Origin of the sequence: Streptomyces sp. NPDC048612, from assembly GCF_043199295.1 — a bacterium.
GTDB lineage: Bacteria > Actinomycetota > Actinomycetes > Streptomycetales > Streptomycetaceae > Streptomyces.
On sequence record NZ_JBICVV010000038.1, the window covers coordinates 1 to 26,010 of the forward strand.

Annotated in this window: 21 protein-coding genes; 7 read left to right on the forward strand and 14 right to left on the reverse strand. The window is 73.4% G+C overall.

Annotated features, from left to right (window positions below; genetic code table 11):
• Positions 1 to 395: 395 nt before the first annotated feature.
• Positions 396 to 1,403 carry a stage II sporulation protein M gene (locus tag ACGFN2_RS34200; protein WP_393366732.1) on the reverse strand — a complete coding sequence of 336 codons (1,008 nt, stop codon included), beginning with the start codon at positions 1,401 to 1,403 and terminating at the stop codon, positions 396 to 398.
• A gap of 112 nt (positions 1,404 to 1,515) precedes the next feature.
• On the opposite strand from ACGFN2_RS34200, the gene ACGFN2_RS34205 reads away from it, so the two are divergent.
• A complete protein-coding gene (locus ACGFN2_RS34205) occupies positions 1,516 to 2,637 on the forward strand; it encodes an RDD family protein (RefSeq protein ID WP_393366734.1) in 1,122 nt (373 codons plus the stop codon).
• A gap of 403 nt (positions 2,638 to 3,040) precedes the next feature.
• Here ACGFN2_RS34205 and ACGFN2_RS34210 read toward each other — a convergent pair whose 3' ends face one another.
• Positions 3,041 to 3,655, reverse strand: coding sequence for a hypothetical protein (locus ACGFN2_RS34210; RefSeq protein ID WP_362610398.1), 615 nt, complete (start codon positions 3,653 to 3,655; stop codon positions 3,041 to 3,043).
• A 174-nt stretch (positions 3,656 to 3,829) separates the two neighbouring features.
• Positions 3,830 to 5,287: an adenosylhomocysteinase gene (gene ahcY, locus ACGFN2_RS34215; protein WP_393366736.1), complete on the reverse strand. Its 1,458-nt coding sequence runs from the start codon at positions 5,285 to 5,287 to the stop codon at positions 3,830 to 3,832.
• A gap of 525 nt (positions 5,288 to 5,812) precedes the next feature.
• Here ahcY and ACGFN2_RS34220 point away from each other — a divergent pair.
• Positions 5,813 to 8,011, forward strand: a complete 2,199-nt coding sequence (locus ACGFN2_RS34220) for a fructose-specific PTS transporter subunit EIIC (RefSeq protein WP_393366774.1) — start codon at positions 5,813 to 5,815, stop codon at positions 8,009 to 8,011.
• Complete coding sequence (locus tag ACGFN2_RS34225; RefSeq protein ID WP_393366738.1) at positions 8,008 to 8,160, forward strand: PTS sugar transporter subunit IIA; 153 nt, start codon at positions 8,008 to 8,010, stop codon at positions 8,158 to 8,160. The genes ACGFN2_RS34220 and ACGFN2_RS34225 overlap by 4 nt, the downstream gene beginning before the upstream one ends.
• A 588-nt stretch (positions 8,161 to 8,748) precedes the next feature.
• On the opposite strand, the gene ACGFN2_RS34230 is transcribed toward ACGFN2_RS34225, so the two are convergent.
• The 6 genes from ACGFN2_RS34230 to ACGFN2_RS34255 form a co-directional block, all read right to left on the reverse strand.
• Positions 8,749 to 9,705 (reverse strand): cation diffusion facilitator family transporter, encoded by a 957-nt coding sequence (locus ACGFN2_RS34230; protein ID WP_362610392.1) that lies wholly within the window; start codon positions 9,703 to 9,705, stop codon positions 8,749 to 8,751.
• 188 nt (positions 9,706 to 9,893) lie between these two features.
• Entirely contained in the window at positions 9,894 to 11,144 is a 1,251-nt protein-coding gene (manA, locus tag ACGFN2_RS34235) for a mannose-6-phosphate isomerase, class I (RefSeq protein WP_393366741.1), read from the reverse strand.
• 73 nt (positions 11,145 to 11,217) lie between these two features.
• The gene (locus ACGFN2_RS34240) at positions 11,218 to 12,354 is read right to left on the reverse strand and encodes an SIS domain-containing protein (protein WP_393366743.1); all 1,137 of its coding nucleotides are present in this window, start codon (positions 12,352 to 12,354) and stop codon (positions 11,218 to 11,220) included.
• Between the two features lie 75 nt (positions 12,355 to 12,429).
• Positions 12,430 to 12,627: a Trm112 family protein gene (locus ACGFN2_RS34245; RefSeq protein ID WP_362610386.1), complete on the reverse strand. Its 198-nt coding sequence runs from the start codon at positions 12,625 to 12,627 to the stop codon at positions 12,430 to 12,432.
• Between the two features lie 145 nt (positions 12,628 to 12,772).
• Positions 12,773 to 14,131: a phosphomannomutase/phosphoglucomutase gene (locus ACGFN2_RS34250; protein ID WP_393366745.1), complete on the reverse strand. Its 1,359-nt coding sequence runs from the start codon at positions 14,129 to 14,131 to the stop codon at positions 12,773 to 12,775.
• A gap of 147 nt (positions 14,132 to 14,278) precedes the next feature.
• The gene (locus ACGFN2_RS34255) at positions 14,279 to 14,719 is read right to left on the reverse strand and encodes a DUF3499 domain-containing protein (RefSeq protein WP_362610381.1); all 441 of its coding nucleotides are present in this window, start codon (positions 14,717 to 14,719) and stop codon (positions 14,279 to 14,281) included.
• A gap of 259 nt (positions 14,720 to 14,978) precedes the next feature.
• On the opposite strand from ACGFN2_RS34255, the gene ACGFN2_RS34260 reads away from it, so the two are divergent.
• Complete coding sequence (locus tag ACGFN2_RS34260) at positions 14,979 to 15,437, forward strand: metallopeptidase family protein (RefSeq protein WP_362610379.1); 459 nt, start codon at positions 14,979 to 14,981, stop codon at positions 15,435 to 15,437.
• A 34-nt stretch (positions 15,438 to 15,471) separates the two neighbouring features.
• On the opposite strand, the gene ACGFN2_RS34265 is transcribed toward ACGFN2_RS34260, so the two are convergent.
• The 4 genes from ACGFN2_RS34265 to ACGFN2_RS34280 all read right to left on the reverse strand — a co-directional run bounded on the left by ACGFN2_RS34265 (position 15,472) and on the right by ACGFN2_RS34280 (position 21,400).
• Entirely contained in the window at positions 15,472 to 17,061 is a 1,590-nt protein-coding gene (locus ACGFN2_RS34265; protein ID WP_393366748.1) for a DUF5719 family protein, read from the reverse strand.
• Positions 17,058 to 20,822 carry a glycosyltransferase gene (locus tag ACGFN2_RS34270; RefSeq protein WP_393366750.1) on the reverse strand — a complete coding sequence of 1,255 codons (3,765 nt, stop codon included), beginning with the start codon at positions 20,820 to 20,822 and terminating at the stop codon, positions 17,058 to 17,060. Before ACGFN2_RS34270 ends, ACGFN2_RS34265 begins: the two co-directional genes overlap by 4 nt.
• A 177-nt stretch (positions 20,823 to 20,999) precedes the next feature.
• Positions 21,000 to 21,134, reverse strand: a complete 135-nt coding sequence (locus ACGFN2_RS34275; protein ID WP_362610372.1) for a hypothetical protein — start codon at positions 21,132 to 21,134, stop codon at positions 21,000 to 21,002.
• 2 nt (positions 21,135 to 21,136) lie between these two features.
• Positions 21,137 to 21,400, reverse strand: coding sequence for a WhiB family transcriptional regulator (locus ACGFN2_RS34280; RefSeq protein ID WP_003983763.1), 264 nt, complete (start codon positions 21,398 to 21,400; stop codon positions 21,137 to 21,139).
• 716 nt (positions 21,401 to 22,116) lie between these two features.
• Here ACGFN2_RS34280 and ACGFN2_RS34285 point away from each other — a divergent pair.
• The 3 genes from ACGFN2_RS34285 to ACGFN2_RS34295 are packed head-to-tail and all read left to right on the forward strand — an operon-like array spanning position 22,117 to position 24,944.
• Complete coding sequence (locus ACGFN2_RS34285; protein ID WP_393366752.1) at positions 22,117 to 22,626, forward strand: cysteine dioxygenase; 510 nt, start codon at positions 22,117 to 22,119, stop codon at positions 22,624 to 22,626.
• 33 nt (positions 22,627 to 22,659) lie between these two features.
• Complete coding sequence (gene cofD / locus ACGFN2_RS34290) at positions 22,660 to 23,616, forward strand: 2-phospho-L-lactate transferase (protein ID WP_362610368.1); 957 nt, start codon at positions 22,660 to 22,662, stop codon at positions 23,614 to 23,616.
• Entirely contained in the window at positions 23,613 to 24,944 is a 1,332-nt protein-coding gene (locus ACGFN2_RS34295; RefSeq protein ID WP_393366755.1) for a coenzyme F420-0:L-glutamate ligase, read from the forward strand. Before cofD ends, ACGFN2_RS34295 begins: the two co-directional genes overlap by 4 nt.
• Before the next feature lie 18 nt (positions 24,945 to 24,962).
• On the opposite strand, the gene ACGFN2_RS34300 is transcribed toward ACGFN2_RS34295, so the two are convergent.
• Positions 24,963 to 25,868: a DNA-3-methyladenine glycosylase family protein gene (locus tag ACGFN2_RS34300; protein ID WP_393366757.1), complete on the reverse strand. Its 906-nt coding sequence runs from the start codon at positions 25,866 to 25,868 to the stop codon at positions 24,963 to 24,965.
• Positions 25,869 to 26,010: the final 142 nt, after the last annotated feature.

The window sequence follows — 26,010 nt, forward strand, 5'->3', positions numbered from 1 at the left end:
CCGACTCTACCAGATCCGTTTCCGTCTCTGGCCCCTGTCGGAGCGGGGCGGCCGCTTCGCTTTCGCTTTTCGGCCTTTCCGACTCTAGCAGATCCGATTTCGTTCCGTTGCCGGTCCGAATTCGTTTCCGAATCCCCGTCGGAGGGGGTTGCCATTTGGCTTTTCCGACTTTATCAGAAGGAGTTCGGCCGAATTAACGGGCCGGGGCTTCCGGTAAGTGGTCGGTTGCGCTTCGCCGAATTGAAGTTCCAGCCGAAGCGGAGAAGAGACTAACTCGTTGCGGATGAACCTGTCCAGTTCGTTGCAACCGTTCGAATCTACCTCCCCCTGATGCCTGTGTCAACGGGCTTCTGGGGCGAAGGGAAGATTAGCAGGCCAGCAGGGCTGGATGCACATCACGCGGCGGTCGGGAGAGCGGCTTCGCGGTCGGCGAGGTCGACGTCGCCGGTGGCTCCGGCCCGTACGGCGCGGCCGCCCACGACGTAGACGTACAGGAGAAAGCCCAGTTCGGCGGCTATGCCGATGCCGATGCGGGCCCAAGTGGGGAGGCCGGAAGGGGTGACGAAGCCTTCGAGGGCGCCGGATACGAAGAGGACGGCGGCGAGTCCGAGGGCGACGCCGAGGGCGGAGCGGCCTTCTTCCGCGAGGGCCGTACGACGGGTGCGCGGTCCGGGGTCGATGAGGGTCCAGCCCAGGCGGAGGCCTATGCCTGCGGCGACGAATACGGCGGTCAGTTCCAGGAGTCCGTGCGGAAGGATCAGGCCGAGGAAGGTGTCGAGGCGGCCCGCTGAGGACATCAGGCCGATGCCCACGCCGAGGTTGAGCATGTTCTGGAAGAGGACCCACAGGACGGGAAGGCCGGCGAAAGCGCCGAAGACGAGGCACAGGGCGACGGCCTGGGCGTTGTTCGTCCATACCTGGGCGGCGAAGGACGCGGCCGGGTGGCTGGAGTAGTAGGTCTCGTACTGGCCTCCGGGGCGGGTCATGGCGCGCAGGTCCTCCGGGGCGCCGATGGCTGCCTGGACCTCGGGGTGTGCGGCTATCCACCAGCCCATGAGGGCGGCGATCGCGGTGGAGAGGATCGCCGTGGGTATCCACCAGTGGCGCAGGCGGTAGACGGCTGCCGGGAAGGCCGTGGTGAAGAAGCGGGCGGTGTCGCGCCAGGAGGCCTTGCGGGCACCGGTGACCGTACTGCGGGCGCGGGCCACGAGGGAGGTGAGGCGGCTGGTCAGCGCGGGGTCGGGGGCGCTGGACAGGAGGAGGGAGAGGTGCGTGGTGGTGCGTTGGTAGAGGGCGACCAGTTCGTCGGCCTCGGCTCCCGTGAGGCGGCGCTTGCGGCGCAGCAGTGATTCGAGCCGGTCCCATTCGGCGCCGTGAGCCGTGACGAAGACATCGAGGTCCATGTATGTCGCTCCTCGCAGCGCCGTGGGTGAGTGCCGGGTCAGCTTGGCAGACTGGCCGTGTCCGGCGTGGGGTGGGCGGGAGTTCGGGGATCGAGAGGGAGTGGGGCACGGCGTGAGGGAACTCGTCACGGGTGAAGCGGTGGTGCTCGGGCTGCGGCCGGCCAGGCTGCCGAGCCGGGGGCTGGCGGTGGCGGTCGATGTGGCCGTGGCCTGGGTGCTCTACATCGGCATCTCGCTGATGCTGGTGGGCGCGACCTCGTCCATGGACAGCGCGGCGATGGCGGCCGTATCGGTGGCGACGTTCGTGCTGGTGCAGGTCGGGATTCCGATCGTCGTCGAGACGCTGAGCCAGGGGCGGTCGCTGGGAAAGCTGCTCTGCGGGCTGCGGGTCGTCCGGGAGGACGGCGGGCCGATCCGGTTCCGGCATGCGCTGGTGCGCGGGGCCATGGGGACCATCGAGATCGTGATGACCATGGGGGTGGTGGCGGCCATCGCCTCGCTGGTGTCGGCGCGGGGGCGTCGGCTGGGTGACGTGTTCTCCGGGACGCTGGTCATACGGGAGCGGATGCCTGTGGCGGAGGCCGGGGCGGCGCTGCCGGCACCGCCGCCGTGGCTGGTCGCGGAGCTCGGGGCGCTGGACCTTTCGCGGGTGCCCGATGGGTGGTGGCTGACGGTGCGGCAGTACCTGGCGCGGACGGGACAGCTGGACCCGCAGGTCGGCGCGGCGATGGCGGAGCGGCTGGCGGAGGACTTGCGCGGGTTCACCGGGGTGCCGGGGCCTGCGGGGGTGCATCCGGCGGCCTATCTGGCGGCGGTGGCCGGGGAACGGCAGGCGCGGGAGTCGCAGCGGGCGTTCGGGGCAGCTGCCTTGGGTGCGGCGGGTGGTGGGTCGGCAGGTCTTGGCGGGACGTCGGAGGCCGTCGGGGCGGCTGCTGTGGGGGCGGGAGACAGTGCGCCCGGTGAGGGCGGTGCTCGGGCCGGTGGGCCGTGGACGTCGGCCGCGCCCGTGGAGGCGGTGGGGGATGTCGTGGCATCCGGGGGTGGGGGTGTGACGCCGGCTGGGGGCGTGGGCTGGGCTCCGCCCGGGGGCAGCTCGGGGGCTGTGGCCGGTGACGGGGTGATGCGTGGTGATGGTGTCGGGCTCGCGGGGGCGCCGGGGCGGGGCCGTGCCGGCGATCAGAGGGGCGGCGGAAGTGAGCGGCCGCCGCGTACGGGGTTTGCGCCGCCGGTGTGAGGGTGCCGGTGTCAGGCGGCCGGTGAGGGGGCGTGGCCAGGTGTGCCGGTGGGGTGTGTCGGGAGCGTGGCGATGGGGCCGCTGTCCGCTTCCGCGCAGGGCGGCGGTGAGCGCGTAGAGGCTGGTGTCTGGCCCTGAGGGGGTGTGGTGGGGCCGCCGTTCTTGAGGCGTACGTGGAGCTGAGGGGGCGCGAGGGGCCGGGGGGGCTCGGTTGGGTCAGGGGGTGACCGCAGTTGGCTGCCGAGGGGGTGGGCCGGAGTGGCCGGGACGGCGGTGGCTGCGTGTCGGCGCTCAGCTGGTGTGTGGCGTGCGTCGTCACGGCGACTGCACGGCCTCCGGCCCGTTCGGGGTGGCGCTGGCGATGCGCGCGGGAGGGGACGGGCGGCGGAGCAGGGGCAGTGGTTCAGGAGAAGGTCGACGGTGGGGACTCGAGGGATTCGAGTTCGATGCCGGGTGCGGCGAGGACCACGTCGCCGGCGATGTGAACGGTGTGCTGTTCGCCGGTCTCCAGGTCGTTGACCTGGTATTCGTCTGCGATGAGCGGGGCGTTGTCAGTGGCGTGTGGTGTGCTTTTCAGCAGGGCCCAGGACTGGTCGAGCGTGCGGGGGGCGAGGACGGGGGGTGTGAAGGCGACGAGGCGGGTGCGGACGGCGCCGGCGCCGAGGGCGGGGCGCAGCAGGCGGGCGGTGGCGATGAGGAACGCGGGGGACGCGCCGGTGAAGGCATGGGCGGGGACGTTGCCTTCGGTGGCGTGTTCGCCGGTCGGGTCGGTGCGTACCCAGGTGACGCCCTCCAGGGCGGCGCCGCGGACCTGCCAGGCGGAGGCGTGCAGTTCGAGGCGGAGGGGGCGGCCGAGTTCGTCGAGGGTGAGGTCGACGGAGCCGGTGTGGTCGCCGGAGGGGTTGACGATCTGGGAGACGTAGCGCCAGCCGGAGGGGCCGGTGGCGCAGTGGAAGTGCTCTTCACCGAGGGGGGTGTGATCGTGCGGGTCGTGGAGGGAGTAGTGGCCGCGGGGCATGGGGGTGCAGTCCTTCGGCCGGCGACGCGGGCCGGTGAGTCGGGGATGGCGGTTCGGTACGGGGACCTTACGGGCCAGGCCCCCGCCGTGAGGGGCGAGGGCCTGGTGTCACCGGCTGCTGGGGCCGGTCGCCGGGCGATCAGGGGAGCTGACCGGCCGGTGACCGCCGCTGAATCAGTAGCGGTAGTGGTCGGGCTTGTACGGGCCCTCGACCTGGACGCCGATGTAGGCGGCCTGCTCGGGGCGCAGCTCGGTGAGCTTGACGCCGAGCGCGTCGAGGTGGAGCCGGGCGACCTTCTCGTCGAGGTGCTTGGGCAGCACGTAGACGTCGGTCGGGTACTCCTCGGGCTTGGTGAACAGCTCGATCTGGGCCAGCGTCTGGTCCGCGAACGAGTTGGACATTACGAAGGAGGGGTGACCGGTGGCGTTGCCCAGGTTGAGCAGACGGCCCTCGGACAGCACGATCAGGACCTTGCCGTCCGGGTGGGTCCAGGTGTGCACCTGCGGCTTGACCTCGTCCTTGACGATGCCCTCGAGCTGCGCGAGACCGGCCATGTCGATCTCGTTGTCGAAGTGGCCGATGTTGCCGACGATCGCCTGGTGCTTCATCCGCGCCATGTGCGACGCCATGATGATGTCCTTGTTGCCCGTCGTGGTGACGAAGATGTCGGCGGTCTCGACGACGTCGTCCAGGGTGGTGACCTGGTAGCCGTCCATCGCCGCCTGCAGGGCGCAGATCGGGTCGATCTCGGTGACGATGACCCGGGCGCCCTGGCCGCGCAGCGACTCGGCGCAGCCCTTGCCGACGTCGCCGTAGCCGCAGACCACGGCGGTCTTGCCGCCGATGAGGACGTCGGTGGCGCGGTTGATGCCGTCGATCAGGGAGTGGCGGCAGCCGTACTTGTTGTCGAACTTCGACTTGGTCACGGCGTCGTTCACGTTGATCGCCGGGAAGAGCAGGTCACCGTCGCGGTGCATCTCGTAGAGACGGTGCACGCCGGTGGTGGTCTCCTCGGTCACACCACGGATCTCGGAGGCCAGGTTCGTCCACTTCTGCGGAGACTCGCCCAGCGTGCGGGTGAGCAGCTCCAGGATGGCGCGGTGCTCGTCGCTCTCCGCGGTCTCGATCGCGGGGACCTTGCCGGCCTTCTCGTACTCGACGCCCTTGTGGACCAGGAGCGTGGCGTCGCCGCCGTCGTCGAGGATCATGTTCGGGCCGCCGGTGGGCGAGTTCGGCCAGGTCAGCGCCTGCTCCGTGCACCACCAGTACTCCTCCAGGGACTCGCCCTTCCAGGCGAAGACCGGGATGCCCTGCGGCGCGTCGGGCGTGCCGTTCGGGCCCACCGCGATCGCCGCGGCAGCGTGGTCCTGGGTGGAGAAGATGTTGCAGGACGCCCAGCGGACCTCGGCGCCCAGGGCGGCCAGGGTCTCGATCAGGACCGCGGTCTGCACGGTCATGTGCAGGGACCCGGTGATGCGGGCACCGGCCAGCGGCTGGGCGGCGGCGTACTCCTTGCGGATCGCCATCAGACCGGGCATCTCGTGCTCGGCGAGGGTGATCTCCTTGCGGCCGAAAGCGGCGAGGGACAGGTCGGCGACCTTGAAGTCCTGGCCGGTGGCTGCTGTCGTCATGCGTGCTGCTCCTCGAGCGTCGAGGTGGATGGGCGGGCAGTCTGCGGCGCGGGCTGGGGTCCCCCAGCTACCACGGGGGAAGTTCGAGCGTACGCGGAAGCGGACGCACCTCTCCCCCTGGCCGCAGCGCAGTCCGTCGGAGGCCCTCTCTCCCTCGGCCGGTCCGCGGTACGGACCGCCCGACCGCCATCAGCAGCGACGTCTGGCACTGGTCACGAATCTACACCGATCGGCCCGGTGAACCCCAGCCCGGAGGGGCCGGTCCGGTGCCGTCCCGGCCAAGAAAAGACGCGGGGGCCGCCGGTGAATAAGGGGTTCCGGGGGGTCTGCGGCCGGAGTTCCGGCTGCCGCGGACCGGGGTGCCGCAGGGGGTTTGCGGGCGCTGCGCGGTCATGCAGGATGCCTGGAGCGCGGAACCACTTGCACGACCGCGCGCACGTTCCTAAGGAGAGCCACGTGACCACCAGTCCAGCTGAGCCCCTCAAGGGCGCGGGGGCGAGCGGGCGGGGGCTGAAGCTGCTCGCAGTGACCGCCTGTCCGACCGGGATCGCCCACACGTACATGGCCGCGGAGAAGCTGGCCCAGGCGGCCCGGGCCCTCGGGCACGAGATAAAGGTGGAGACGCAGGGTTCCATCGGGGCTGAGAATGAACTGTCTGACAACGATGTCAGGGATGCGGACGCGGTCATCATCGCCGCGGACAAGGACGTCGACCGCAGCCGGTTCGTCGGCAAGCGGGTCCTGGCGGTCGGGGTCGCCGAGGGCATCCGCCACCCCGAGCGGCTGATGGAGCGGGTACGGAACGCGCCGGTGTACGGGGGCGAGGGCGCCGGAGCCGGAGCGGGTGGTACCGGCGCGGCTCCGGCTCCCGGGGGTGCCGGCGGCGGCAAGGAGCGCAGCGTCACGTACAAGGCGCTGATGAACGGCGTCAGTTACATGATCCCGTTCGTGGTGGTCGGGGGTCTGCTGATCGCGGTCTCGCTGGCACTGGGCGGGCATCCGCAGGCCGACGGCGGTCTGGTGATCCCCGACGGATCGTTCTGGAAGCACGTCAACGACATCGGCGTCATCGGCTTCACGCTGATGGTGCCGGTGCTGTCCGGCTATATCGCCTATGCGATCGGCGACCGGCCCGCGCTGGTGCCGGGCATGATCGGCGGCTGGATAGCCAACACCGGCTCGCTGTACGACTCGAAGGCGGGTGCGGGCTTCATCGGGGCGATCGTCACCGGCTTCCTGGCCGGCTATCTGGTGCAGTGGATCAAGAAGGTCGAGGTGCCGAAGTTCGCCCGGCCGATCATGCCGATCATCGTGATCCCCATCGTGTCGACGACGGCGCTCGGGCTGTTCTTCATCTACGTGATCGGCAGGCCCATCTCCTGGGTGTTCACCCATCTCACCGGCTGGCTCGGCGGGATGACCGGGTCCAGTGCGATTCTGCTCGGCGCGCTCCTCGGCCTCATGATCGCGTTCGATATGGGCGGGCCGGTCAACAAGACCGCGTTCCTGTTCGGCGCGGGGCTGATCGCGTCCGGCAACCAGACCGTGATGGGCATGTGCGCCGCGGCGATCCCGGTGATGCCGCTCGGCCAGGGGCTGGCCACGCTGGTCCGTCGCCGCCTCTACTCCGAGCAGGAGCGGGAGACGGGTATGGCGGCGCTGTTCATGGGGCTCTTCGGGATATCGGAGGGCGCGATTCCGTTCGCCGCTGCGCGGCCCGCGCAGGTGATCCCGGCGAACATGCTCGGTGGTGCGGTGGCCGGTGCCCTCGCGGGGATGACCGGGGTGACGGATGCGGTGCCGCACGGCGGGCCGATCGTCGCGGTGCTGGGTGCGGTCGGCGGCGTCCCGGCGTTCTTCCTCGCCGTGGTGGCCGGCTCGGTGGTCACGGCGCTGGCCACGGTGGCGCTGGTGGACGTGGCGGAGCGGCGGAAAGCCGGGGGGCGGGTGGCGGCTGGTGCCGTTGGCGGACTCGGGGCGGGTGCCGGGGTTGCCGGCGGCGGGGGCTCGGCGGCGGCTGTGGCTGCTGGTGGGGAGACGGTGGTGGTGGCTGGGGGTGCCGGAGCCGTTGGCGGTGCTGGGGCCGTTGGCGGTGCTGGGGCCGTTGGCGGTGTTGGGGCCGTTGGTGGCGCTGGAGCCGTTGGTGGTGCTGGGTTGCCGTCGCGTACGGGGGCGGGGGTGGATTCCGTTGCTGCGGTGGTGGGTTCAGATCCGGCGGGGGCGGATTCGGGGCCGGTCGGTGCGGCTGGTGCTCCGGTGGCCGGTGCCGGTTCGGTGCAGGAGGCGGCGGGCTCGGCTGTAGGCACCGCTGTCACGGCGGGCGAGGTCAGCGTCGGCGAGGGTGTCGGTAGCGACGGGGGTGACGGTAACGGCGGGGGTTCCGGTAACGGCGGCGGCCTCGGCACGGGCCACGGCGCCGAGGTGCTCTCCGGCTATCTCACCGGGCAGACCGTCAAGACGCAGCTCGACGCCGACGAGAAGGAGGCGGCGATACGGGAGATGGCCGAGCTGGTGGCCGGCACGGGAAAGGTGGCGGACGTCGACGAGCTGGTCCGGGTGGCGCTGGCCCGTGAGGAGCAGGGCACGACCGGGCTCGGTGAGGAGATCGCCATCCCGCACGCCAAGACGGACGCGGTGACTGCTCCGGTCGTCGGGTTCGCGCGGTCCGCGGACGGTATTGACTGGGGGCGCTCGACGGCACACGCGCCAAGCTGCTCTTCATGATCTCGGTGCCGGAGGCGGCGGCCGGGGACGAGCATCTGCGCATCCTGGCGCTGCTGTCGCGGAAGTTGATGGACGCGGACTTCCGGGCCCGGCTGCAGGAGGCGGAGGACGAGGCGGCGATTCTGCGGGTTCTCGGGGAGATCCAGTAGGGCGGGGGCGAACGCATCCCGTAGGGGTGGCGCGGGCCCCCTCGGGGCCGACAACGTCGCGGGGGTGGGGCGGTATTCCCGTGGTGGGCCGCGGGGTTGGCCGGTGGGGCGGGGCTAGAAGCTGGGTGAGAGCCGGGGCGTACGGCGGGGGCCCTCGCTCCTGTGGGGAGGACGGCGAGGGACCTCGCCGCTCGTAGGGCGGACGGCGAAAGCCCTCACGCTCGTAGGAAGTGCGGCGAAGTCCCCCGTGGTCGCGGGGAGCACTTCGAAGGACTCCCCCGCTCGCAAGCAGTACCGCGAAGACCCCGGTCGCGGGGAGGAAGGCCAACGCCCTCGCCCTCGCGGGGGGGGGTGCGGCCGAAGCCCCCGCACTCGTAGGCGTACGACCAAAGCCCCGCCCACACGCTCATGGCAACCACGCCAGAGGCCCCCGCCGCTTCCCCGAACGGCGAAGGCCCCCACACTCCTCAGGAGTGTGGGGGCCTTGCCGCGCTCTGTGGTGATGGTGCGGGCAGACGGGCCTGTGAGGTCGCTCCCGGCAGCTCGGGTCGAGTCGCTCCCGGCCCCGCGCCCCGTCCCCGCGCTCTACTACTCGCCCGGGGTCTTCGACGGGTCGGTGCCCGCCGTGGCGGCTGCCTCGTTGTAGATGTCCGGCTCCAGGTAGATGACCCGGGCGATCGGTACGGCCTCGCGGATGCGGGCCTCGGCGGCGTTGATGGCGTGGGCGATCTCGGTGGCGGTGTCGTCGTGCTGCACCGCGATCTTGGCGGCGACCAGCAGTTCGTCGGGGCCGAGGTGGAGGGTACGCATGTGGATGACGCGGGTGACGACGTCGCCGTCGACGAGCGCCGCGCGGATCTTGGCGATCTGCTCGGGGCCGGCCGCCTCGCCCAGCAGCAGCGACTTGGTCTCCGCGGCCAGGACCAGGGCGATCAGCACCAGCAGCGCGCCGATGCACATGGTGCCGATGCCGTCCCAGATGCCGTCGCCGGTGGCGAGGGTCAGGCCGACGCCGCCCAGTGCGAGGACCAGACCGACCAGGGCGCCGAAGTCCTCCAGCAGCACGACCGGCAGCTCGGGGGCCTTGGCGCGGCGCACGAACTGGGCCCAGGTCTGCTTGCCGCGCAGCTCGTTGGACTCCTTGATGGCCGTACGGAAGGAGAAGCCCTCGGCGATGATCGCGAAGACCAGGACGCCGACCGGCCAGTACCAGTTGTCCAGCTCGTGCGGGTCGTGGATCTTCTCGTAGCCCTCGTAGAGCGCGAAGACGCCGCCGATGGTGAAGAGGACGATGGAGACCAGGAAGCCGTAGATGTAGCGCTCGCGGCCGTAACCGAAGGGGTGCTCGGCGGTCGCCGCGCGCTTGGCCTTCTTGCCGCCGAGCAGCAGCAGGCCCTGGTTGCCGGAGTCGGCGACCGAGTGCACGCCTTCGGCCAGCATCGATGACGAGCCGCTGAAGGCGAAGGCCACAAACTTCGCTGCGGCGATCGCCAGGTTGGCGCCCAGCGCCGCAACGATCGCCTTTGTCCCGCCTGATGCGCTCATAGGTGCCGCAAGTCCCTTCCGTCGACGGTGCTCCACCGCTTTACCGAGCCTTTAATGCCGTGCGGCGGTCATTGTTGCAGCCCGGCGCGGGGCGTCTGCCAGGAGGCCACCTGGCGGACGGTTTCCGGACGGCCGGACGGGCTTTCCGGCCACCGGCCGCTCCGGCTCAGGCCACCGGCCGCTCCTGCTCAAGCCACCACTGTCGCGCGGAACAGCGTGCCGTCTCCGGAGACCGTGATCCGCTCGCCGGCCGGTACGAAGGCGGACTCACCGGGCGCCAGGGTCAGCCCGGCACCACCGGCCCCGGCCGCGGCCCCGGTCCCGGCCCCGGCCCCGGTCGCCGAATCGGCCTCGGCGTCCCGCAGTTCGACGGTGCCCGCCGTGCACAGCAGGATCTGCGGCGTACGGGCGGCGAGCGGGTGCGGTGCGGCGCCGGGGGCCGGTACGAGGCGGGAGAGGCGGAACTCGTCGACGGGGGTCTCGTAGACCTCCTCGCCGTCGGTTTCCTCGGGGCGCAGCACGCCCGCGTCGCCGGCCTCGAAGCGGACCACCCGCAACAGCTCCGGCACGTCCACGTGCTTGGGGGTCAGGCCGCAGCGCAGCACGTTGTCGGAGTTGGCCATCAGCTCGACGCCGAGGCCGCTGAGGTAGGCGTGCGGGATGCCGGCGCCGAGGAAGAGGGCCTCGCCGGGCTGGAGCCGGACGTGGTTGAGCAGCATGGCGGCGAGGACGCCGGGGTCGCCCGGGTAGTGGTGGGCGAGGCCGGCGCAGGTGGCGTAGGCGTCGGCGTGCGGGCCGCCCTCGGCGGCCAGCCGGCCGGCGGCGACGGCGGTGTGCTCGACGGTCCCGGCGATGGCGTGGTGCTCGGCGCCGAGGACGGCGGTGAGCACCTCGCGCAGCGCGTCCTCCTCGGGGCTGGCGCGCAGGATGTCGACGTAGGGCTTGAGGTCGTCGACGCCCAGGCCCTCCAGGAGGTCCGCGGTCTGCGCCGGGTGGCGGAAGCCGCACAGGCCGTCGAAGGGGGTGAGCGCGACGATGAGTTCGGGCTTGTGGTTGGCGTCCTTGTAGTTGCGGTGCCCGGCGTCGATGGGGACGCCGCGCCGCTCCTCGTCGGCGAAGCCCGCCGCGGCCTGCGTCAGGTCGGGGTGGACCTGGAGCGAGAGCGGGGAGCCGGCGGCGAGCAGTTTGAGCAGGAAGGGCAGCCGGGGGCCGAAGGCGCGGACGGTGTCGGCACCCAGTTCGGCCTCGGGGGCGGCGTCGATGACCTCTGCCAGGGAGACGGGGCCGGTGCCGCGGTCGATGCGGGAGGGGGCGCCGGGGTGGGCGCCCATCCACATCTCGGCCTGGGGTTCGCCGGTCGGCGCGGTGCCCAGGAGCTCCGGGAGCGCGGTGGCGGAGCCCCAGGCGTAGGGGCGCACGGTGTTGGCGAGGCGGTCCATGGGGCGGCTGCTTCCTGACAGTGGGACGTGCTGTGCTGCTACGGGCCCGCGGGTGCGGGCCAGCCGTCAAAGGTCACTCGGTCCCGGCGAGCGCCAGGTAAACGGCGGCGAAATCCACGATGGCCAGTAGCTCAGCGGCCTTCTCCAGGTCGCTTCCGGTGTCGGCCTCCAGCTCGCTGACGGCGGTGTCGCGCTCCTCGGCGAGGGCCTGGGCGGCGCGGGTGGCGGACAGCGGGCCGGGCTCGCCGTCGCGCAGCAGCACGACCCTGGCGTGCAGCGCGGCGGGCTGTTCGACACGGTCGCGGAAGAAGTCGTCCGGGTCGGCGCCGGCGGCCAGGGCACCGGCCAGCAGGGTGCGGTGGGTGGCGAGGGCTTCGGGCAGCTCGGCGGCGAGGGCGGGGCGGCCAGCCAGTCCGGCGAGTTCGGTGGCGAAGTGCCGGCCGACGGCGCCGGCGACGGTGCCTTCGGTCCAGATCAGCGGGAGCGCGTCGGCGAGGTCGGCGGCGAGGGTCTTGCCGGGGTTGGTGTAGGTGGGGATGGCCGGGCCGCAGCGTTCGGCGAGCTGGTCGAGGCGGTCGGCGAGCGCGGACAGGGTCTCCGGCGGGGCCTTGAGCAGGCCGATCCGGTCGGCGAGCGCGAGCAGCGGGATGAGTACCGACCAGAGGGTGCCGGGGGCGGCGGGCGGGGCGCCCTCGACGTCGAACTCGGCGTCGTAGGGGGTGGTCGCCAGGGGGACGGCGAGGCCGCGGGCCTGGGTGACGGCTTCGGCGAGCGGGCCACCGGCCGGGGTGACGGCGACGACGGCGCAGCCGCGGCGGGCCGCCTGCTCGACCAGCTCGGCGAGGCCGGGGTCGGCGGCGTCCGGGCCGGGGAGCAGCAGCAGGTCCAGGGGGCCGGCCCAGCCGGGGAGCGTCCAGCGCAGGGCGCCGGGCAGCGGGGCGACGCCGGTGGGCTGGAGGTGGGTGACGGGGCAGTTGCCGCCGCCGAGTGCCCTGAGGAGGTCCGCCACACCGGCCGCAGCGGGGCCGGGGCCGGCGACGAGGACGGCGCGGGGCCGCCCGTCGGGGGTGAGCTCGGGGATGCCGGACTCGGCGGCGCTGCGGGCGGCGGTGCGGACCCGGGCGCCGGATTCGGCGACGCCGCGCAGCAGGCCGAAGCGGTCGGCGCCCGCCAGTGCGTCAGGGGTGTCGAGGAGTGACTCGTCGAGCATGGTGGGCGCGGCCTCCGATTCGCCGGGTCGGGCGGGGGTGTGCCGGGCGGTGCCGGGCGGACCGGCGGTGCCCGGTCAGGCGGGGCGGCGGGCCTCGTCGACGAGGAGTACGGGGATGCCGTCCCGGACGGGGTAGGCGAGGCCGCAGTCGCCGGAGGTGCAGCGCAGCTCGGGGTCGGCGGCGGGACCCGAGGAGTCTCCGGTCCGGTCCTGGAGCGGGGCGTGGCATGCCGGGCAGGCAAGGATCTGGATCAGGCTGGCTTCGACCGGCATGGAGACTGCTCCTTCGGGGCGGTTGCGGCGTGGCCAGCGTACCGCCGTACGGGGTGCGGGGGCCTGCTCGGCGGGGATTCGGGGTGGTGCACGGGGGTGCGGGCGGCAGGGACGGCGCCGCCGCCCGCCCCCTCGGTGGCGGGGTTCAGCCGCGGATGATCGCCAGGGCCTCGTCGCGGACCCGGACGGTGGTGGCGGCGTCGCGGGCCTCGACGTTCAGCCGCAGCAGCGGCTCGGTGTTCGAGGCACGGACGTTGAACCACCAGTCACCGCCGGTGACCGTCAGTCCGTCCAGCTCGTCGAGGGTGACGCCGGCACGGCCCTCGTAGGCGGCCCGGATCGCGGCGAGCCGGCCCGCCTGGTCGTCGACGGTGCTGTTGATCTCGCCGGAGCCCGCGTACCGGTCGTACTCCGCGACCAGCCGCGACAGCGGCCCGTCCTGCCCGCCGAGGGCCGCCAGGACGTGCATCGCGGCGAGCATCCCGGTGTCGGCGTTCCAGAAGTCGCGGAAGTAGTAGTGCGCGGAGTGTTCACCGCCGAAGATGGCGCCGGTCTTCGCCATCTCCTCCTTGATGAACGAGTGCCCCACCCGGGTCCGCACCGGCGTGCCGCCGCACTCCTTGACGACCTCCGGCACCGACCAGGAGGTGATCAGGTTGTGGATGACCGTGCCGCCGGGGTGCTTGCCCAGCTCACGCGCGGCGACCAGGGCGGTGATCGCGGACGGGGAGACCGGGTCGCCGTTCTCGTCGACGACGAAACAGCGGTCCGCGTCCCCGTCGAAGGCGAGACCGAGGTCCGCGCCGGTCTCGCGGACCCGCGCCTGGAGGTCGACGATGTTCTTCGAATCCAGCGGATTGGCCTCGTGGTTGGGGAACGAGCCGTCCAACTCGAAGTACATGGCGTCCAGTTCGAGCGGCAGCCCCTCGAAGACCGTCGGCACGGTGTGGCCGCCCATGCCGTTGCCCGCGTCCACCACGACCTTCAGCGGACGGATACCGCTCAGGTCGACCAGGCCGCGCAGATGGGCCGCGTAGTCGCCGAGGACGTCGCGCCGGGTGACGCTGCCGGTGGCGGCGACCGGCTCCGGGGCGCCCTCGTCGGCCCACCGCTCCACCAGCGCCCGGATGTCGGCCAGCCCGGTGTCCTGCCCGACCGGCGCCGCACCCGCCCGGCACATCTTGATCCCGTTGTACCGGGCCGGGTTGTGCGAGGCGGTGAACATCGCGCCCGGCAGCCCCAGGGCGCCGCTGGCGAAGTACAGCTCGTCGGTGGAGCACAGGCCGATCTCGGTGACATCCGCGCCGCGGGCCGCGGCGCCGCGCGCGAAGGCCCGCGACAGGCCGGGCGAGGAGGGCCGCATGTCGTGTCCGATCACGATCGCGTCCGCCGCGGTGACCTCGGCGAACGCCGCACCGAACAACTCGGCCAGGGGCTCGTCCCACTGGTCGGGGACGACACCGCGCACGTCGTACGCCTTCACGATCTGCGACAGATCAGTCACAGCAAGCCCTCCTGGAGAGTCCCTATGTCCTCCCAACCTACCGGGCGGTGCTGTGCGGGAGCCGGGTATCCCCGGGTAGGGGCCGCCGCGGCGGGGCGGTTGTCCGGATGCGGGCGGGTGCGGTGCCGGGGAGGCGGGCCGCGGCGTTCAGGAGTCCGGTGAGCGCAGCACCCGGAGGTGGCCGCGGCGGGCGACCTCCATGGGGTGGGTGTCGCGGCCGCCGGGGGCGTGGGTGTCGCCGGCGGCGCGTTCCTGGGGGCGGGCGGCCTCGCGTACGGCGTTCGCCAGGGCTTCGAGGTCGTCGCCGCTGGGGCGGGCCGGGCCGGAGTCGAGGGCGAGGCGGACGACCTCCCAGCCGCGGGGCGCGGTCAGCCGCTCGGAGTGCTCGGCGCACAGGTCGTAGCAGTGCGGTTCGGCGTAGGTGGCGAGCGGTCCGAGCACGGCGGTCGAATCCGCATAGACGTACGTCAGCGTTGCGACGGCGGGGCGGCCGCACGCAGTGCGCGAACAGCGACGTACAGGGCTCACGACGTTGGACGGTACCGCACTCTTGAGCGGGCCGCGACGACTCTCCCCCGGCTCACCCAACCGTGTCGTCCCGCTTCGTCCGATGCGTCTGACCTGCACCCGCTCGACCTGACCTGGACCGGCAGGGCCGGGCCGGAGGGCGTGCGGTGCGGAATCCCGTCACGACTCGATGCATTTCCTGCCATTCCGGTGTCGATCTGCGATCTCATGCAGGGATGCAAACGAACACAACGCGGACAGCTCCGGTCAGCCAGCGACATGCCCCGTCTTGCCGCGCTCCCCGGTGCCCGGGGGTCCTTGACGGCTACGCTCGGTCCTGATGGACAGCCCCGTACCTTCCCGACCGCCGGAGCCGCGGCTCCGGCGCCGCGACCGCCACGGCCGCGGCATGCGCGGCCCGATCGCGCCGCCCCAGGTGCCGCTGTCGGTGACCCGCGCCGAGGCCTTCGTGGATCTCGTCTACGACTCCCGGGACCGGCTGGAGCGCCGCTGGCCGCAGCTCTCCCAGGTCGACTTCCTGGTGCTGGAGGTGCCCGGGTTCGGCCCGGACGACGGGCCGGACGCGGCCGCCGACGCGGAGACCGTGCCGCTGGGCCGGATGCTGCCGGCCGCGGGCGGACATCGCGACCGGATCGTGATCTACCGGCGGCCGGTGGAGATCCGTACGAAGGGCCGTGACGAGCGGGCGCTGCTGGTCCACGAGGTGGTGGTCGAGCAGGTCGCCGAACTCCTGGGGCTGGCCCCGGAGTCGGTGGACCCGCGCTACGGCCAGGAGTGAGGCCGGCGCGCGGGTCCCGGGTGCGGGTCCGCGGTCAGTCGGTGAGCACCGACAGGTCCTGGCCCGCGGTCGGGACGAGGACCGAGCCGCGGTCGTCGGGCAGCGGCTGGACGGTGAACGCGGGCACCCCGCCCTGGGGGCGGGCGAGCATCCGGGCCGCGTAGACGGGACCGCTGCCGGACTCCGGCTCCACCGTCAGCGCGTAGGTCCCCTTCAGGCCCTGCGGGCGGGGCGGCCGGACGTCGAGGCCGGTGCCGCCCTTGACCGTGTAGGTCCTGGTGACCGGGGTGCCGCCGCCGCTGCCGGCCGACGCCGTGACCTTCACCTTCGCGTCCTTGCCCTTCTGCGGCGCGACCAGCGAGAGGGTGGCGTCCTTGCCGCCGTTGTCGGCGGCGGTGGCGCGCTTCTCGACCGGCCGGGTCGCGGGGATGAACGCCATCTCCTGCTTGGCGCCCTTGCCGCGGGTGACCCGCAGCGCGGCCGTGACCGGGGCCTTGGCCTCGCCGTCGGTGGGCGTGAGCACCAGCGAGCCGGCCTCGCCCTTGGTGAGGTCCTTGAGGTCCACGGCGGTGGTCATCCCGCTCTTGAGGTGCAGGGTCTCCAGCCCGGCGGGCGTGATCAGCCCGGTGGGGGTGGCCAGTTGGACCTTCAGGTCGGCGTCGGACTCACCGGGGGCGAGGGCCACCAGCCGGACGGAGGTGGCGTCCTTCGGGATGCCGGGCAGCACCAGGCCCGGCGCGGGGTCAGCGGCGGGCGGCAGCCAGTCGCTGCCGAGCGTGCCGTCGCTCGCCTGGACGGCGGCGCCGACCCGGCCCTCCCGGGCGACGACGTGCAGCGCGGCGTTGGTGGTGGGGCTGCCGGTGAGCGTGGACAGCAGCACCGGGACCGTGGTGTGCGGCGGCACCTGGATGTCCTCGCCCGACGAGCCGTCCAACGCCCCGTCCTTGCCGTGCAGTTCGAGGTCGACGACGGCCGGGGTCGCGTCGGGGTTGGTGAGGTGGACGTAGTCCTGGCGTTCGGTGGCGGTGCTGACCCCGGGGAACCAGAACGTGGTGTCGGGGGTGGTGCAGCTCAGCCCGAGGAGGCCGCGGCCCGAACCGGCGGCGACGGAGGTGGTCTGCTGCACGGTCCAGCCGGGCGCGAGGGTGCCGTCCGCGGCGCCCACCAGGGCGGGGGCGTCGGGGCTGTCGGTGGTCGTGGTGACCGGCTTGCCGGCCTCCTGGAGGGGCACGACGGGCTTGGTGTCGCGGGGGGCGACGGTCTGCCCGGCGGCGGGATCAGCGGCTCCCTTGCCCCCGCTCTTGCCCTTGCCCTTCTTCTTCCCCTTGCCGTCGGCGCCGTCGCCGGCGTCCCGCACCGTTCCGGCGGGCAGCAGCTCTGCGGTGCCCTTCTTGCCGTCCGCACCGGCCGCGGCGCCCTTGGGGGCGAAGGCGGTGTAGGCGGTCTCGCCGACCTCGGAGGAGGTCGGGGCCGGGCAGAGCAGCGCGGAGCGCTGGACGGGCAGCCGGCTGCCGCCGCGGGGGGCGTCGTGGCCCTCGCCGTCCGGGGCGGCCACGGCGCCGACGCCGGTGACCGCGCCCAGCGCGACGGCCACGCCGATCAGGGACATCATGGTGCGCTTCACTGCTGGTCGCTCCCGTCACGGCGCGGCTCGGGGTAGGAGCCGGAGTACCCCGGGTACTCGGTGCCGTCGTCGTAGGGCTGCTGGTGCTGCGGCCCGCCGTCGCCGTACTGCTGCTGCCCGTAGCCGTACGGGTCGTAGGCACCCGCCTGGTAGGGGTCCGTGTACGGGTCGGCGGCCTGGTAGGGGTCGGCCTGCGGGTACGGCGGGCCGTACTGCCCGTCCTGGTACGGGTCGGCGGGCGCGAAGGGCTGCGGGGCGGCGGGGTGGCCCGGGGGCACGGTCCCGTCCGGTGCGCCCTGCTGGGCGGCCTGCCACTCCTCGTAGGACGGCTGCTGCGGCACCGCCGCATACGGGTCGCCGGGGGCCGGTGCGTCCGCCGGGACGGCGTCCGGGGCATGCGGCGGCTCGTCCGCGCGCGCCGCGGGCACGCCGGGCTCGGGGGCGCCGGCCGCCTCGGCCTGGGCCCGCAGGCGCCGCGCCCGGCGGCCGTCGCCGGACGCCGCGGCGGCCTGCGCGGCGGCCGTGTCCTCCGGCAGGTCGTCGTCGATCTCCCGGCGGCGGCCCGGCAGCGCCAGCACCACCAGGGTGACCGCGAGCAGGCCCTGCGCCCACAGCCAGAGGGTGTGGCCGAGGGGGTTCTCATGGGTGAGGTCGAGGGTGCCGCCGCCCGCGGGGAGCGTGAAGCCCTGGGCCCAGCCGTCGACGGTCACCGGCTTGAGCGGGGTGCCGTCGACGGTGGCCTGCCAGCCCTCGTCGGCGGTGTCCGCGAGGCGCAGCACCCGGCCGCTGTCGCCGGCGGGCACCTTGGTGTGCGCCTCGACGGGGCCGGCCGGTACGGCGACGGGGGCGGCGGCCTCGCCCGCGCTGGTGCCGTCCTTGGCCTCGCCCGGGACGATCGAGACCCGTGAGACCCGCCGGTCGACGCGCCACAGGGCGCTGCCGTCGTCCTGGCTGAGCCGGGTCAGGCCCGGGGTCGCGTCCAGCACCCGGCCCATGTCGCGCGGCGCACCGTCCCTGACCAGGACGTAGCGGACCGCGTAGCCGCCGAGCTGGTTGCTCTGGTCGGCGCCGGAGCCGGCCACGAGGTGGGCGACGATGCCGGCGAGCCGCTTGTCCTCACCCGCGGCCGCGGCCAGGTCGGCGTCACCGAGCCGGGCGCCGGAGCCGCGGACGAGGGTGTAGCCGACATGGCCGGGCGAGCCGTCGAGCACGAGGGTGCGGGCCCGGTCCGCGGTGCCGGACTCCTCGGCGACGAACGCCGGGACCTGCTCCGGGGTGCGCCGCTCCAGCGGCCCGGAGGCGCCGGTGATCATCCAGCTGACCGCGGCGTAGAGCGGGGCGAGCACGGACGCCAACGCGATCAGCACGGCGACCGGCTGCTTCCAGCCGAAGCCGAGGCTGGCCATCCGGGTGCGGATGCCCTCGGCGCCGATCGCCGCGGCACACAGCAGCGCCAGGCCGTAGACCAGCATCGCGGGCCCGGTCCAGCCGGAGCCGTTGCCCAGCGCGGCGAGCAGCAGCCCGGCCAGCGCCACCGCCCAGGCGGTACGGGTCGCGCGCTGCCGCTCGTCGCGCAGCGTCGCGGCGAGCGCCGCCAGCACGATGCCGAGGAACAGCACCCCGCCGGCGGCCTTGGGGCCGCCGGGGCTGAGCCCGATGAGGTCGAGGACGGAGGCGGAGCCGGCGCCGTAGTCGAGCCCGGCCTCCTGGAAGAAGGCGGACGGCCGGCTCAGCAGCGACAGCGACCAGGGCGCGAGCACCACGAACGGCACCACGGTCACGACCAGGAAGCGCAGCCCGTGGGCGAGCAGCTGGTCGCGGCTGCCGTCCAGGAAGCGCAGCACCAGCAGCCCGGTGCCGAGCAGCACCGCGATCGGCCAGACGACCGGGGTGAAGGCCATGGTGAAGGTGATCAGGAGGGTGTACGCCCAGGTGGCGCGCCAGCTGGGCCGGGTCCCGGCCGGGAGCCGCAGTCCGGCGGCGGCGATCCCCGCGCGGGCCATCAGGGGCAGCAGGACGGCGAGCACCGCGGTGCCCAGCCGGCCGCCCGCGAGCGCGCCGGCGGCCGCGGGCAGGAAGGCGTAGGCGATGCTGCCCCAGGCCCGCAGCAGCCGGGAGGCGACCAGCGGGCGGGAGGCGAAGTAGGCGGTGAGCCCGGCGAGCGGGACGGAGCAGACCAGCAGCAGGGTGACGGTGAAGCCGGTGGAGCCGAGGAAGAGGCTCGACATCAGGGCGACGATCGCCAGGTAGGGGGGCGCCGAGGCGCTGCCGCCGACACCGACCGCATGCCAGCTGTCGAGGTACGCCGACCACAGGTCGGACACGCTGCCGGGCGCGGGCAGCATCGCGCCGCCGGTCAGCGCGCCGGAGCCGAGCAGTCCGCGGCAGGCGACCAGCGAGACCAGCAGCAGGACGAGGAAGAGCACCGGGGCCGGTTTGCGGGCGATCCGCTTGAGCCGGGCGAACTGCTCGACCTCCAGGAAGTCGGCGTCGTCCCCGCCGGGCCCGGACTCCACCGCGCCGTGGCGGCCGGCCGAGGCGACGTCCGGTGCGGCGCGCCCGGCGATGTTGCCGGCGACCTGTTCGACGGTGGCCCGGACGGTCGCTCCGGGGAGTGGGAAGAGCGGCCGCAGCTCGTTCGCCTCGACCGCTGGCCGGCCTCTGCGTTTGCGTGCGGCGAGGATCTTGCCGGGCCGCAGCAGGGTGCCGAAGAGCCCGGCGAGTTCGTCGAGGGCCTGCCCCGGGACCTTGCCGACGAGGTAGGCGAGCACCCGCAGGAAGGTGCCGATCAGCAGTCGCAGCAGGACGTAGGGGAGGGTGGCGCCGCGGGTGTTGGCGAGCAGGGTGTAGACGGCGCCGGCCTTGTCGACGCGGTGCGGGTTGGCTACGGACCGGCCGACGCAGTCGATGGGGCGGCGTTCGCGGGCGGAGGCCTCGGCGTGCCGCAGGACGGCGTCCGGCGCGACCAGGACCTGGTGGCCGGCGGCCTGGGCGCGCCAGCACAGGTCGACGTCGTCGCGCATCAGCGGCAGCCGGCGGTCGAAGCCGCCCAACTCCTCGTAGACGTCACGGCGGATGAGCATGCCGGCGGTGGAGACGGACAGCACCGTGCGCACCTGGTCGTGCTGGCCCTGGTCCTGTTCGCGGCGGTCCAGGCCGGTCCAGCGGCGGCCGGAGCGGGCGATGCTGACCCCGGCCTCCAGCAGTTGCCGGCGGTCGTACCAGCTGCGCAGCTTGGGACCGACGATGACGGAGGAGGGGCTGGCGTCGGCGACCCGCAGCAGTTCGGCGAGGGCGTCCGGGGCCGGTGCGCAGTCGTCGTGCAGCAGCCACAGCCACTGGACCGGTTCGCCGTGCGGCAACTCCGGCATCTCGTACGCCTCGTCGCGCCAGGTGCGGGTGACCGGGTCCCAGCCGCTGGGCCGGCGCAGATACGGCAGGTCGTCGGGGGTCAGCACGGGGGCGGTGCGGACGGCCTCGTCGACGGCGGTGCCGAATCCGGAGCGGCGGGCGAGGTGCAGCACCCGCTGGTCCCCGATGGCCTCGGCGAGCAGCTGGGCGGAGTGGTCCGCGCTGCCGGTGTCGGCGCCGATGACGTTCTGCACCGGGCGCTCCTGGCCGAGCAGGCCGGTGAGCGCGTCGGGCAGCCAGCGGGCACCGTCATGGGAGACGATCACGGCGGTGACGACGTGCCGCGGGAACTCTGGGGTGGCGGCTGCATGTGAGGCGGCCTGGGCGGCCGACTGGCTGTGCACGGACATCGAGGTACGGGCCCTCCGGACCCGGGAGTTCGAAGGCCCGCGGCGAAGTCGCGCTGGCCCCGCCCCCGGAAGACACTGCGACGGACTACGAGGCGACGCGCGCGCCCGGCGGGGCGGCGGCGCATCTCGGACGGGGCCCCACACTAATGGTTCCCGCCGGTGCCCCGACCGGGTCCGTCACAGCAGTCCGCCTCCGGCGAGCAGGTCGCAGGAGGCGGGGTGTTCGCTATAGGGGGATATGGGGAGTTGAGGTGGTACGGCGGCGTGGTCCTGGGGGCCGCGCGCCGTCGGTGGGTCCGGTCGCGCTGCCATCGTCAGACGGCGGCCTTCTTGAGCCGGCGCCGCTCGCGCTCGGACAGGCCGCCCCAAATGCCGAAGCGCTCGTCGTTGGCGAGCGCGTACTCCAGGCATTCGGACCGGACTTCGCAGGCGAGACAGACCTTCTTGGCCTCGCGGGTGGAGCCACCCTTCTCCGGGAAGAAGGACTCGGGGTCGGTCTGGGCGCACAGTGCGCGCTCCTGCCAGCCGAGCTCCTCGTCCGCCTCCTCGACCAGCAATTCCTGGAACAGCTCGGTCATGTGCGCCCCTCGTCTGTCTTTACGTCCCCGTGATCAAGCCGTGATCGATTTCGGCTGAACGACACGAGTGAAATTACAAGTGTGGTGATCCGGGCCAGTCAAGCCGAGATCTGCTATTGAGCCTCTTATTCACTCGGCGGAACCAAGCGGATGCGGAAAGTGTTCAAATCAGCAAAAACCAGGACACTTCCCTGGGCGTGCCACCCGGCACGTCCTCTTCACTCACCAAGACGCGACCAAGCGGCGTTCACGTTGCACCCCCGCGCGCCGAAGCGGGGGAGATCACAGACGGATCACGGGATCGCAACGGCGTTTGAAGGCGCGGTTGCGGGTCGATGTCTCCGGCCCCGGCGCCGCACAAACCTTTCGCCAGGCGGAGCAACCGGATGAGGTGAAAGATTTACGTCAAACCAGACATCCGGTTGACATCGCGCCGCGAACCCGGTCTCCTTGACCCCATGCCAGCGACCCTCGCGCTCCGACTGACCCGTGCCTACGGGTCGCTCTGCGCTGCGCAGGCCCGCTGTCGCTGTTCCAGCTGTCGAAGCCACTGAGCTCCAGCTTTTCCGCTCGCACCACCCCGCAGCACCCCTGCTCCGCGCTGCCGCGCCGCACTCCCCACAGGGAGAGCCCGCGCCGCGCCGCAGCCCTCCCCCAGCCACCGCTGGGCGGGACCCCCGCGCCGCCCCAGCACTTCCGCCGAGGACCCGAAACCCATGAACAGCGACGTCCAGATCGCCGGCGACCCGCTCGCCCTCCCCCACCTGCTGCCGCCCGTCCCCGCTCACCCGGCCACCGTCGCCGGCTTCGCCGGGCTGGCCCGCTCGATCGCCGCCGACCGCGCCGCCTGGGCCCCGCTGGTCCGCTACGACGCCACCACCCGCTGGTACCACCGCCTCCGCACCGGGCCCGGCTACGAGGTGTGGCTGCTGAGCTGGGTGCCGGGACAGAGCAGCGGGCGGCACGACCACGGGGCGTCCTCCGGTGTGCTGACCGTTCTGGAGGGCGAGTTGACCGAGCACACCGGGGACGGACCCCGTACGCTCACGGCCGGCGCCCAGCAGGTGTTCGCGCCCGGCTACGTCCACGAGGTCGTCAACGACGCCCTGACCCCGGCCGTCAGCCTGCACGTGTACTTCCCGGGGCTGACCGACATGCCCATGCACCCCGGCCAGACAGCGGATTCCGGTGCCGCGGCCGCGCAGCCCGGAGTGCTGGCCCCCTGACACCGCGTCGCGCCGCCCTGCCATGCTGGGGCCATGCGAATCGTGGTTCTGGCCGGCGGTATCGGCGGCGCCCGCTTTCTGCGGGGACTGAAGGCAGCGGCTCCGGACGCGGACATCACCGTCATCGGGAACACCGGCGACGACATCCATCTGTTCGGGCTCAAGGTGTGCCCCGACCTCGACACCGTGATGTACACGCTCGGCGGCGGCATCAACGAGGAGCAGGGCTGGGGCCGCACCGACGAAACCTTCCGGGTGAAGGAGGAGTTGGCCGCCTACGGTGTCGGCCCCGAGTGGTTCGGGCTGGGTGACCGGGACTTCGCCACCCACATCGTGCGGACCCAGATGCTGGGCGCCGGATATCCGCTCAGCGCCGTCACCGAGGCGCTGTGCGCGCGCTGGCAGCCCGGTGTGCGGCTGCTGCCGATGTCCGACGACCGGGTCGAGACCCATGTCGCCGTCGACGAGGACGGCGAGCGCAAGGCGGTCCACTTCCAGGAGTACTGGGTGCGGCTGCGGGCCTCGGTGCCCGCCCATGCCGTGGTGCCGGTCGGCGCCGACCAGGCCAAACCCGCGCCGGGCGTGCTGGAGGCCATCGCCGAGGCGGACGTGGTGCTGTTCCCGCCGTCCAACCCCGTGGTCAGCATCGGGACGATCCTGGCGGTGCCGGGCATCCGGGAGGCCATCGCGGACGCCGGGGTACCGGTGATCGGGCTCTCGCCGATCGTCGGCGACGCCCCCGTCCGCGGCATGGCCGACAAGGTGCTGGCCGCGGTGGGGGTGGAGGCGACCGCCGGGGCCGTCGCCCGCCACTACGGGCCCGGACTGCTGGACGGCTGGCTGGTCGACTCCGTCGACGCGGGGTCGGTGGCCGAGGTCGAGGCGGCCGGCATCCGCTGCCGGGCGGTGCCGCTGATGATGACGGACCTGGACGCCACGGCCGCGATGGTGCGCGAGGCGCTGGAGCTGGCCGAGGAGGTCCGGGCGTGAACGACGCCGCCGGGGCGCCCGCCTACCGGGTGTGGGCACTGCCGGGAATGCCCGAGGTGCGGCCCGGCGACGACCTCGTCAAGCTGATCGCGGCGGCGGCCACCGTCGAGAACATGCCCCGACTCACCGACGGCGACGTGCTGTTGGTGACCTCGAAGATCGTCAGCAAGGCCGAGGGCCGGGTGGTCGAGGCCGCCGACCGCGAGGCGGCGATCGACCAGGAGACGGTGCGCGTGGTGGCGCGCCGCGGCGCCCTGCGGATCGTGCAGAACCGGCAGGGGCTGGTGATGGCCGCGGCCGGCGTCGACGCCTCCAACACCCCGTCGGGGACGGTGCTGTTGCTGCCGGAGGACCCGGACGCCTCGGCCCGCGCGCTGCGCGCCGGCCTGCGCACCACGCTCGGCGTCGACGTCGGCGTGGTCATCAGCGACACCTTCGGCCGGCCCTGGCGCAACGGGCTGACCGATGTCGCCATCGGCGCGGCCGGGGTGCGGGTGCTGGACGATCTGCGCGGCGGCACCGACGCGTACGGCAATCCGCTCAGCGCGACGGTGGTGGCCACCGCCGACGAACTGGCCGCCGCGGGCGACCTGGTGAAGGGCAAGGCCGCCGGGCTGCCGGTCGCGGTGGTGCGGGGGCTGGCCCATGTCGTCGGGGAGAGCGGCGAGCCGGGCGGCGCGCGCGCCATGGTGCGCAGCCCCGAGGACGACATGTTCCGGCTGGGCACCTCGGAGGCCGTACGGGAAGCGGTGACAACGCGGCGTACGGTCCGTGCCTTCACCGGGGAACCGGTCGACCCGGGCGCGGTCCGGCGCGCGGTGGCGGCGGCGGTCACGGCTCCGGCGCCGCACCACACCACGCCCTGGCGGTTCGTGCTCCTGGAGTCGCCGGAGGCACGGCTGCGGCTGCTGGACGCGATGCGGGACGCCTGGATCGCGGACCTGCGCCGGGACGGCAAGTCGGAGGAGTCGGTCGCCAAACGGATTCGGCGCGGCGAGGTGCTGCGGGCCGCGCCGTATCTGGCGGTGCCCTGCATGGTGACGGACGGCTCGCATGCCTACCCCGACGCGCGGCGGAGCACGGCGGAGCGCGAGATGTTCATCGTGGCCCATGGCGCGGGCATCCAGAACTTCCTGGTCGCGCTGGCGGGCGAACGTCTCGGCTCCGCCTGGGTGTCGTCGACGATGTTCTGCCGGGAGGTGGTCCGGGACGTACTGGGGCTGCCGGAGGACTGGGAGCCCATGGGCGCGGTGGCCATCGGCCGGCCGGCGGCGGCCCCGCCGGAGCGGCCGGCACGGAACGCGGACGACTTCGTCGTCGTGCGCTGACCGGCGCCCGCGCGCCGGTCACAGCCGGGCGATGTCCCCCACCGGGAAGCGCGGGGCGCGGCGCGGCGGGACGCGGCCGGACAGCAGGATCAGCCGGGCGGCGCGGTGCCGCTGGCCCTCGTAGGGCGCGAGGAGTTCGAGCATCTCCTCGTCCGTGGTGCCGCGCCGTCCGGTGAGCGCATAGCCGATGATCTTCGGCAGGTGCAGATCGCCGACCGTGATCGCGTCCGGGGCGCCGAGGGTGCGCTGCAGGGTCTCCGCGGCGGTCCAGGGGCCGATGCCGGGCAGCGCCATGAGCCGCCGGGTGGCGTCCGCGAGGTCCATCCGCGCGGCCTCCTCCACCCGGCGGGCGGCCCGCACGGCGCGCAGGATCGCGGACGAACGCTTGGCGTCGACACCCGCACGGTGCCACTCCCAGGAGGGGATCAGCGCCCAGCCGCGCGGCTCCGGCATCACCCGCATCCGCTCCCAGGGTCCGGGGGCGGGCTCGCCGTGCCGCTGGAGCAGCAGGCGCCAGGCACGGTAGGCCTCGTCGCTGGTGACCTTCTGCTCCAGGACGGAGGGGATCAGCGACTCCAGGACCAGGCCGGTGCGCGCGAGCCGGACGCCGGGGTGACGGCGGCGGGCCTCGTGGACGATGCGGTGCCGGGCGGTCAGCCGCGCCGGGTCGTCGGACTCCCCCAGCAGCTCGGGCAGACGCTCCAGCAGCCAGTCGGCGCCCGGTCCCCAGGCCTCGGCCTCGACCTGGCCGGTGGCCGGGCGGGCCACGATGCGGAGCGTGCCGGGCCCCTCGGGGGTACGGCAGGCCCGCCAGAACTCGCCGCCGCGCACCGCGAACGCGGGGTCACCGGGGCCGCGCTGCAGCACACCCAGCGTGCGGTGCAGATCGAGCGGGCCGGGCGGGTCCCAGGTACGGGCGGGCATGCGGCCAGGTTAGGCGATGGGGGTGACAGCGGGGCGGGGCGGCGGGGTGGGCTGTGGGGGTGGGCCGTAGGGGGTGGGCGAACAGATCCCGTAGGGGAGGCGAGGGCCCCCTCGGGGCCACAACGCGGTGGTGCGGGGCGGC

Coding starts and splice junctions, on each gene's coding strand:
- ACGFN2_RS34200 (WP_393366732.1), bottom strand. CDS start 1,403: ATGGACCTCGATGTCTTCGTCACGGCTCACGGCGCCGAATGGGACCGG.
- ACGFN2_RS34300 (WP_393366757.1), bottom strand. CDS start 25,868: ATGCCCGCCCGTACCTGGGACCCGCCCGGCCCGCTCGATCTGCACCGC.
- ACGFN2_RS34280 (WP_003983763.1), bottom strand. CDS start 21,400: ATGACCGAGCTGTTCCAGGAATTGCTGGTCGAGGAGGCGGACGAGGAG.
- ACGFN2_RS34270 (WP_393366750.1), bottom strand. CDS start 20,822: ATGTCCGTGCACAGCCAGTCGGCCGCCCAGGCCGCCTCACATGCAGCC.
- manA (WP_393366741.1), bottom strand. CDS start 11,144: ATGGACCGCCTCGCCAACACCGTGCGCCCCTACGCCTGGGGCTCCGCC.
- ACGFN2_RS34245 (WP_362610386.1), bottom strand. CDS start 12,627: ATGCCGGTCGAAGCCAGCCTGATCCAGATCCTTGCCTGCCCGGCATGC.
- ACGFN2_RS34225 (WP_393366738.1), top strand. CDS start 8,008: ATGATCTCGGTGCCGGAGGCGGCGGCCGGGGACGAGCATCTGCGCATC.
- ACGFN2_RS34285 (WP_393366752.1), top strand. CDS start 22,117: ATGAACAGCGACGTCCAGATCGCCGGCGACCCGCTCGCCCTCCCCCAC.
- ACGFN2_RS34210 (WP_362610398.1), bottom strand. CDS start 3,655: ATGCCCCGCGGCCACTACTCCCTCCACGACCCGCACGATCACACCCCC.
- ACGFN2_RS34230 (WP_362610392.1), bottom strand. CDS start 9,705: ATGAGCGCATCAGGCGGGACAAAGGCGATCGTTGCGGCGCTGGGCGCC.
- ahcY (WP_393366736.1), bottom strand. CDS start 5,287: ATGACGACAGCAGCCACCGGCCAGGACTTCAAGGTCGCCGACCTGTCC.
- ACGFN2_RS34275 (WP_362610372.1), bottom strand. CDS start 21,134: ATGGCAGCGCGACCGGACCCACCGACGGCGCGCGGCCCCCAGGACCAC.
- cofD (WP_362610368.1), top strand. CDS start 22,660: ATGCGAATCGTGGTTCTGGCCGGCGGTATCGGCGGCGCCCGCTTTCTG.
- ACGFN2_RS34240 (WP_393366743.1), bottom strand. CDS start 12,354: ATGCTCGACGAGTCACTCCTCGACACCCCTGACGCACTGGCGGGCGCC.
- ACGFN2_RS34260 (WP_362610379.1), top strand. CDS start 14,979: ATGGACAGCCCCGTACCTTCCCGACCGCCGGAGCCGCGGCTCCGGCGC.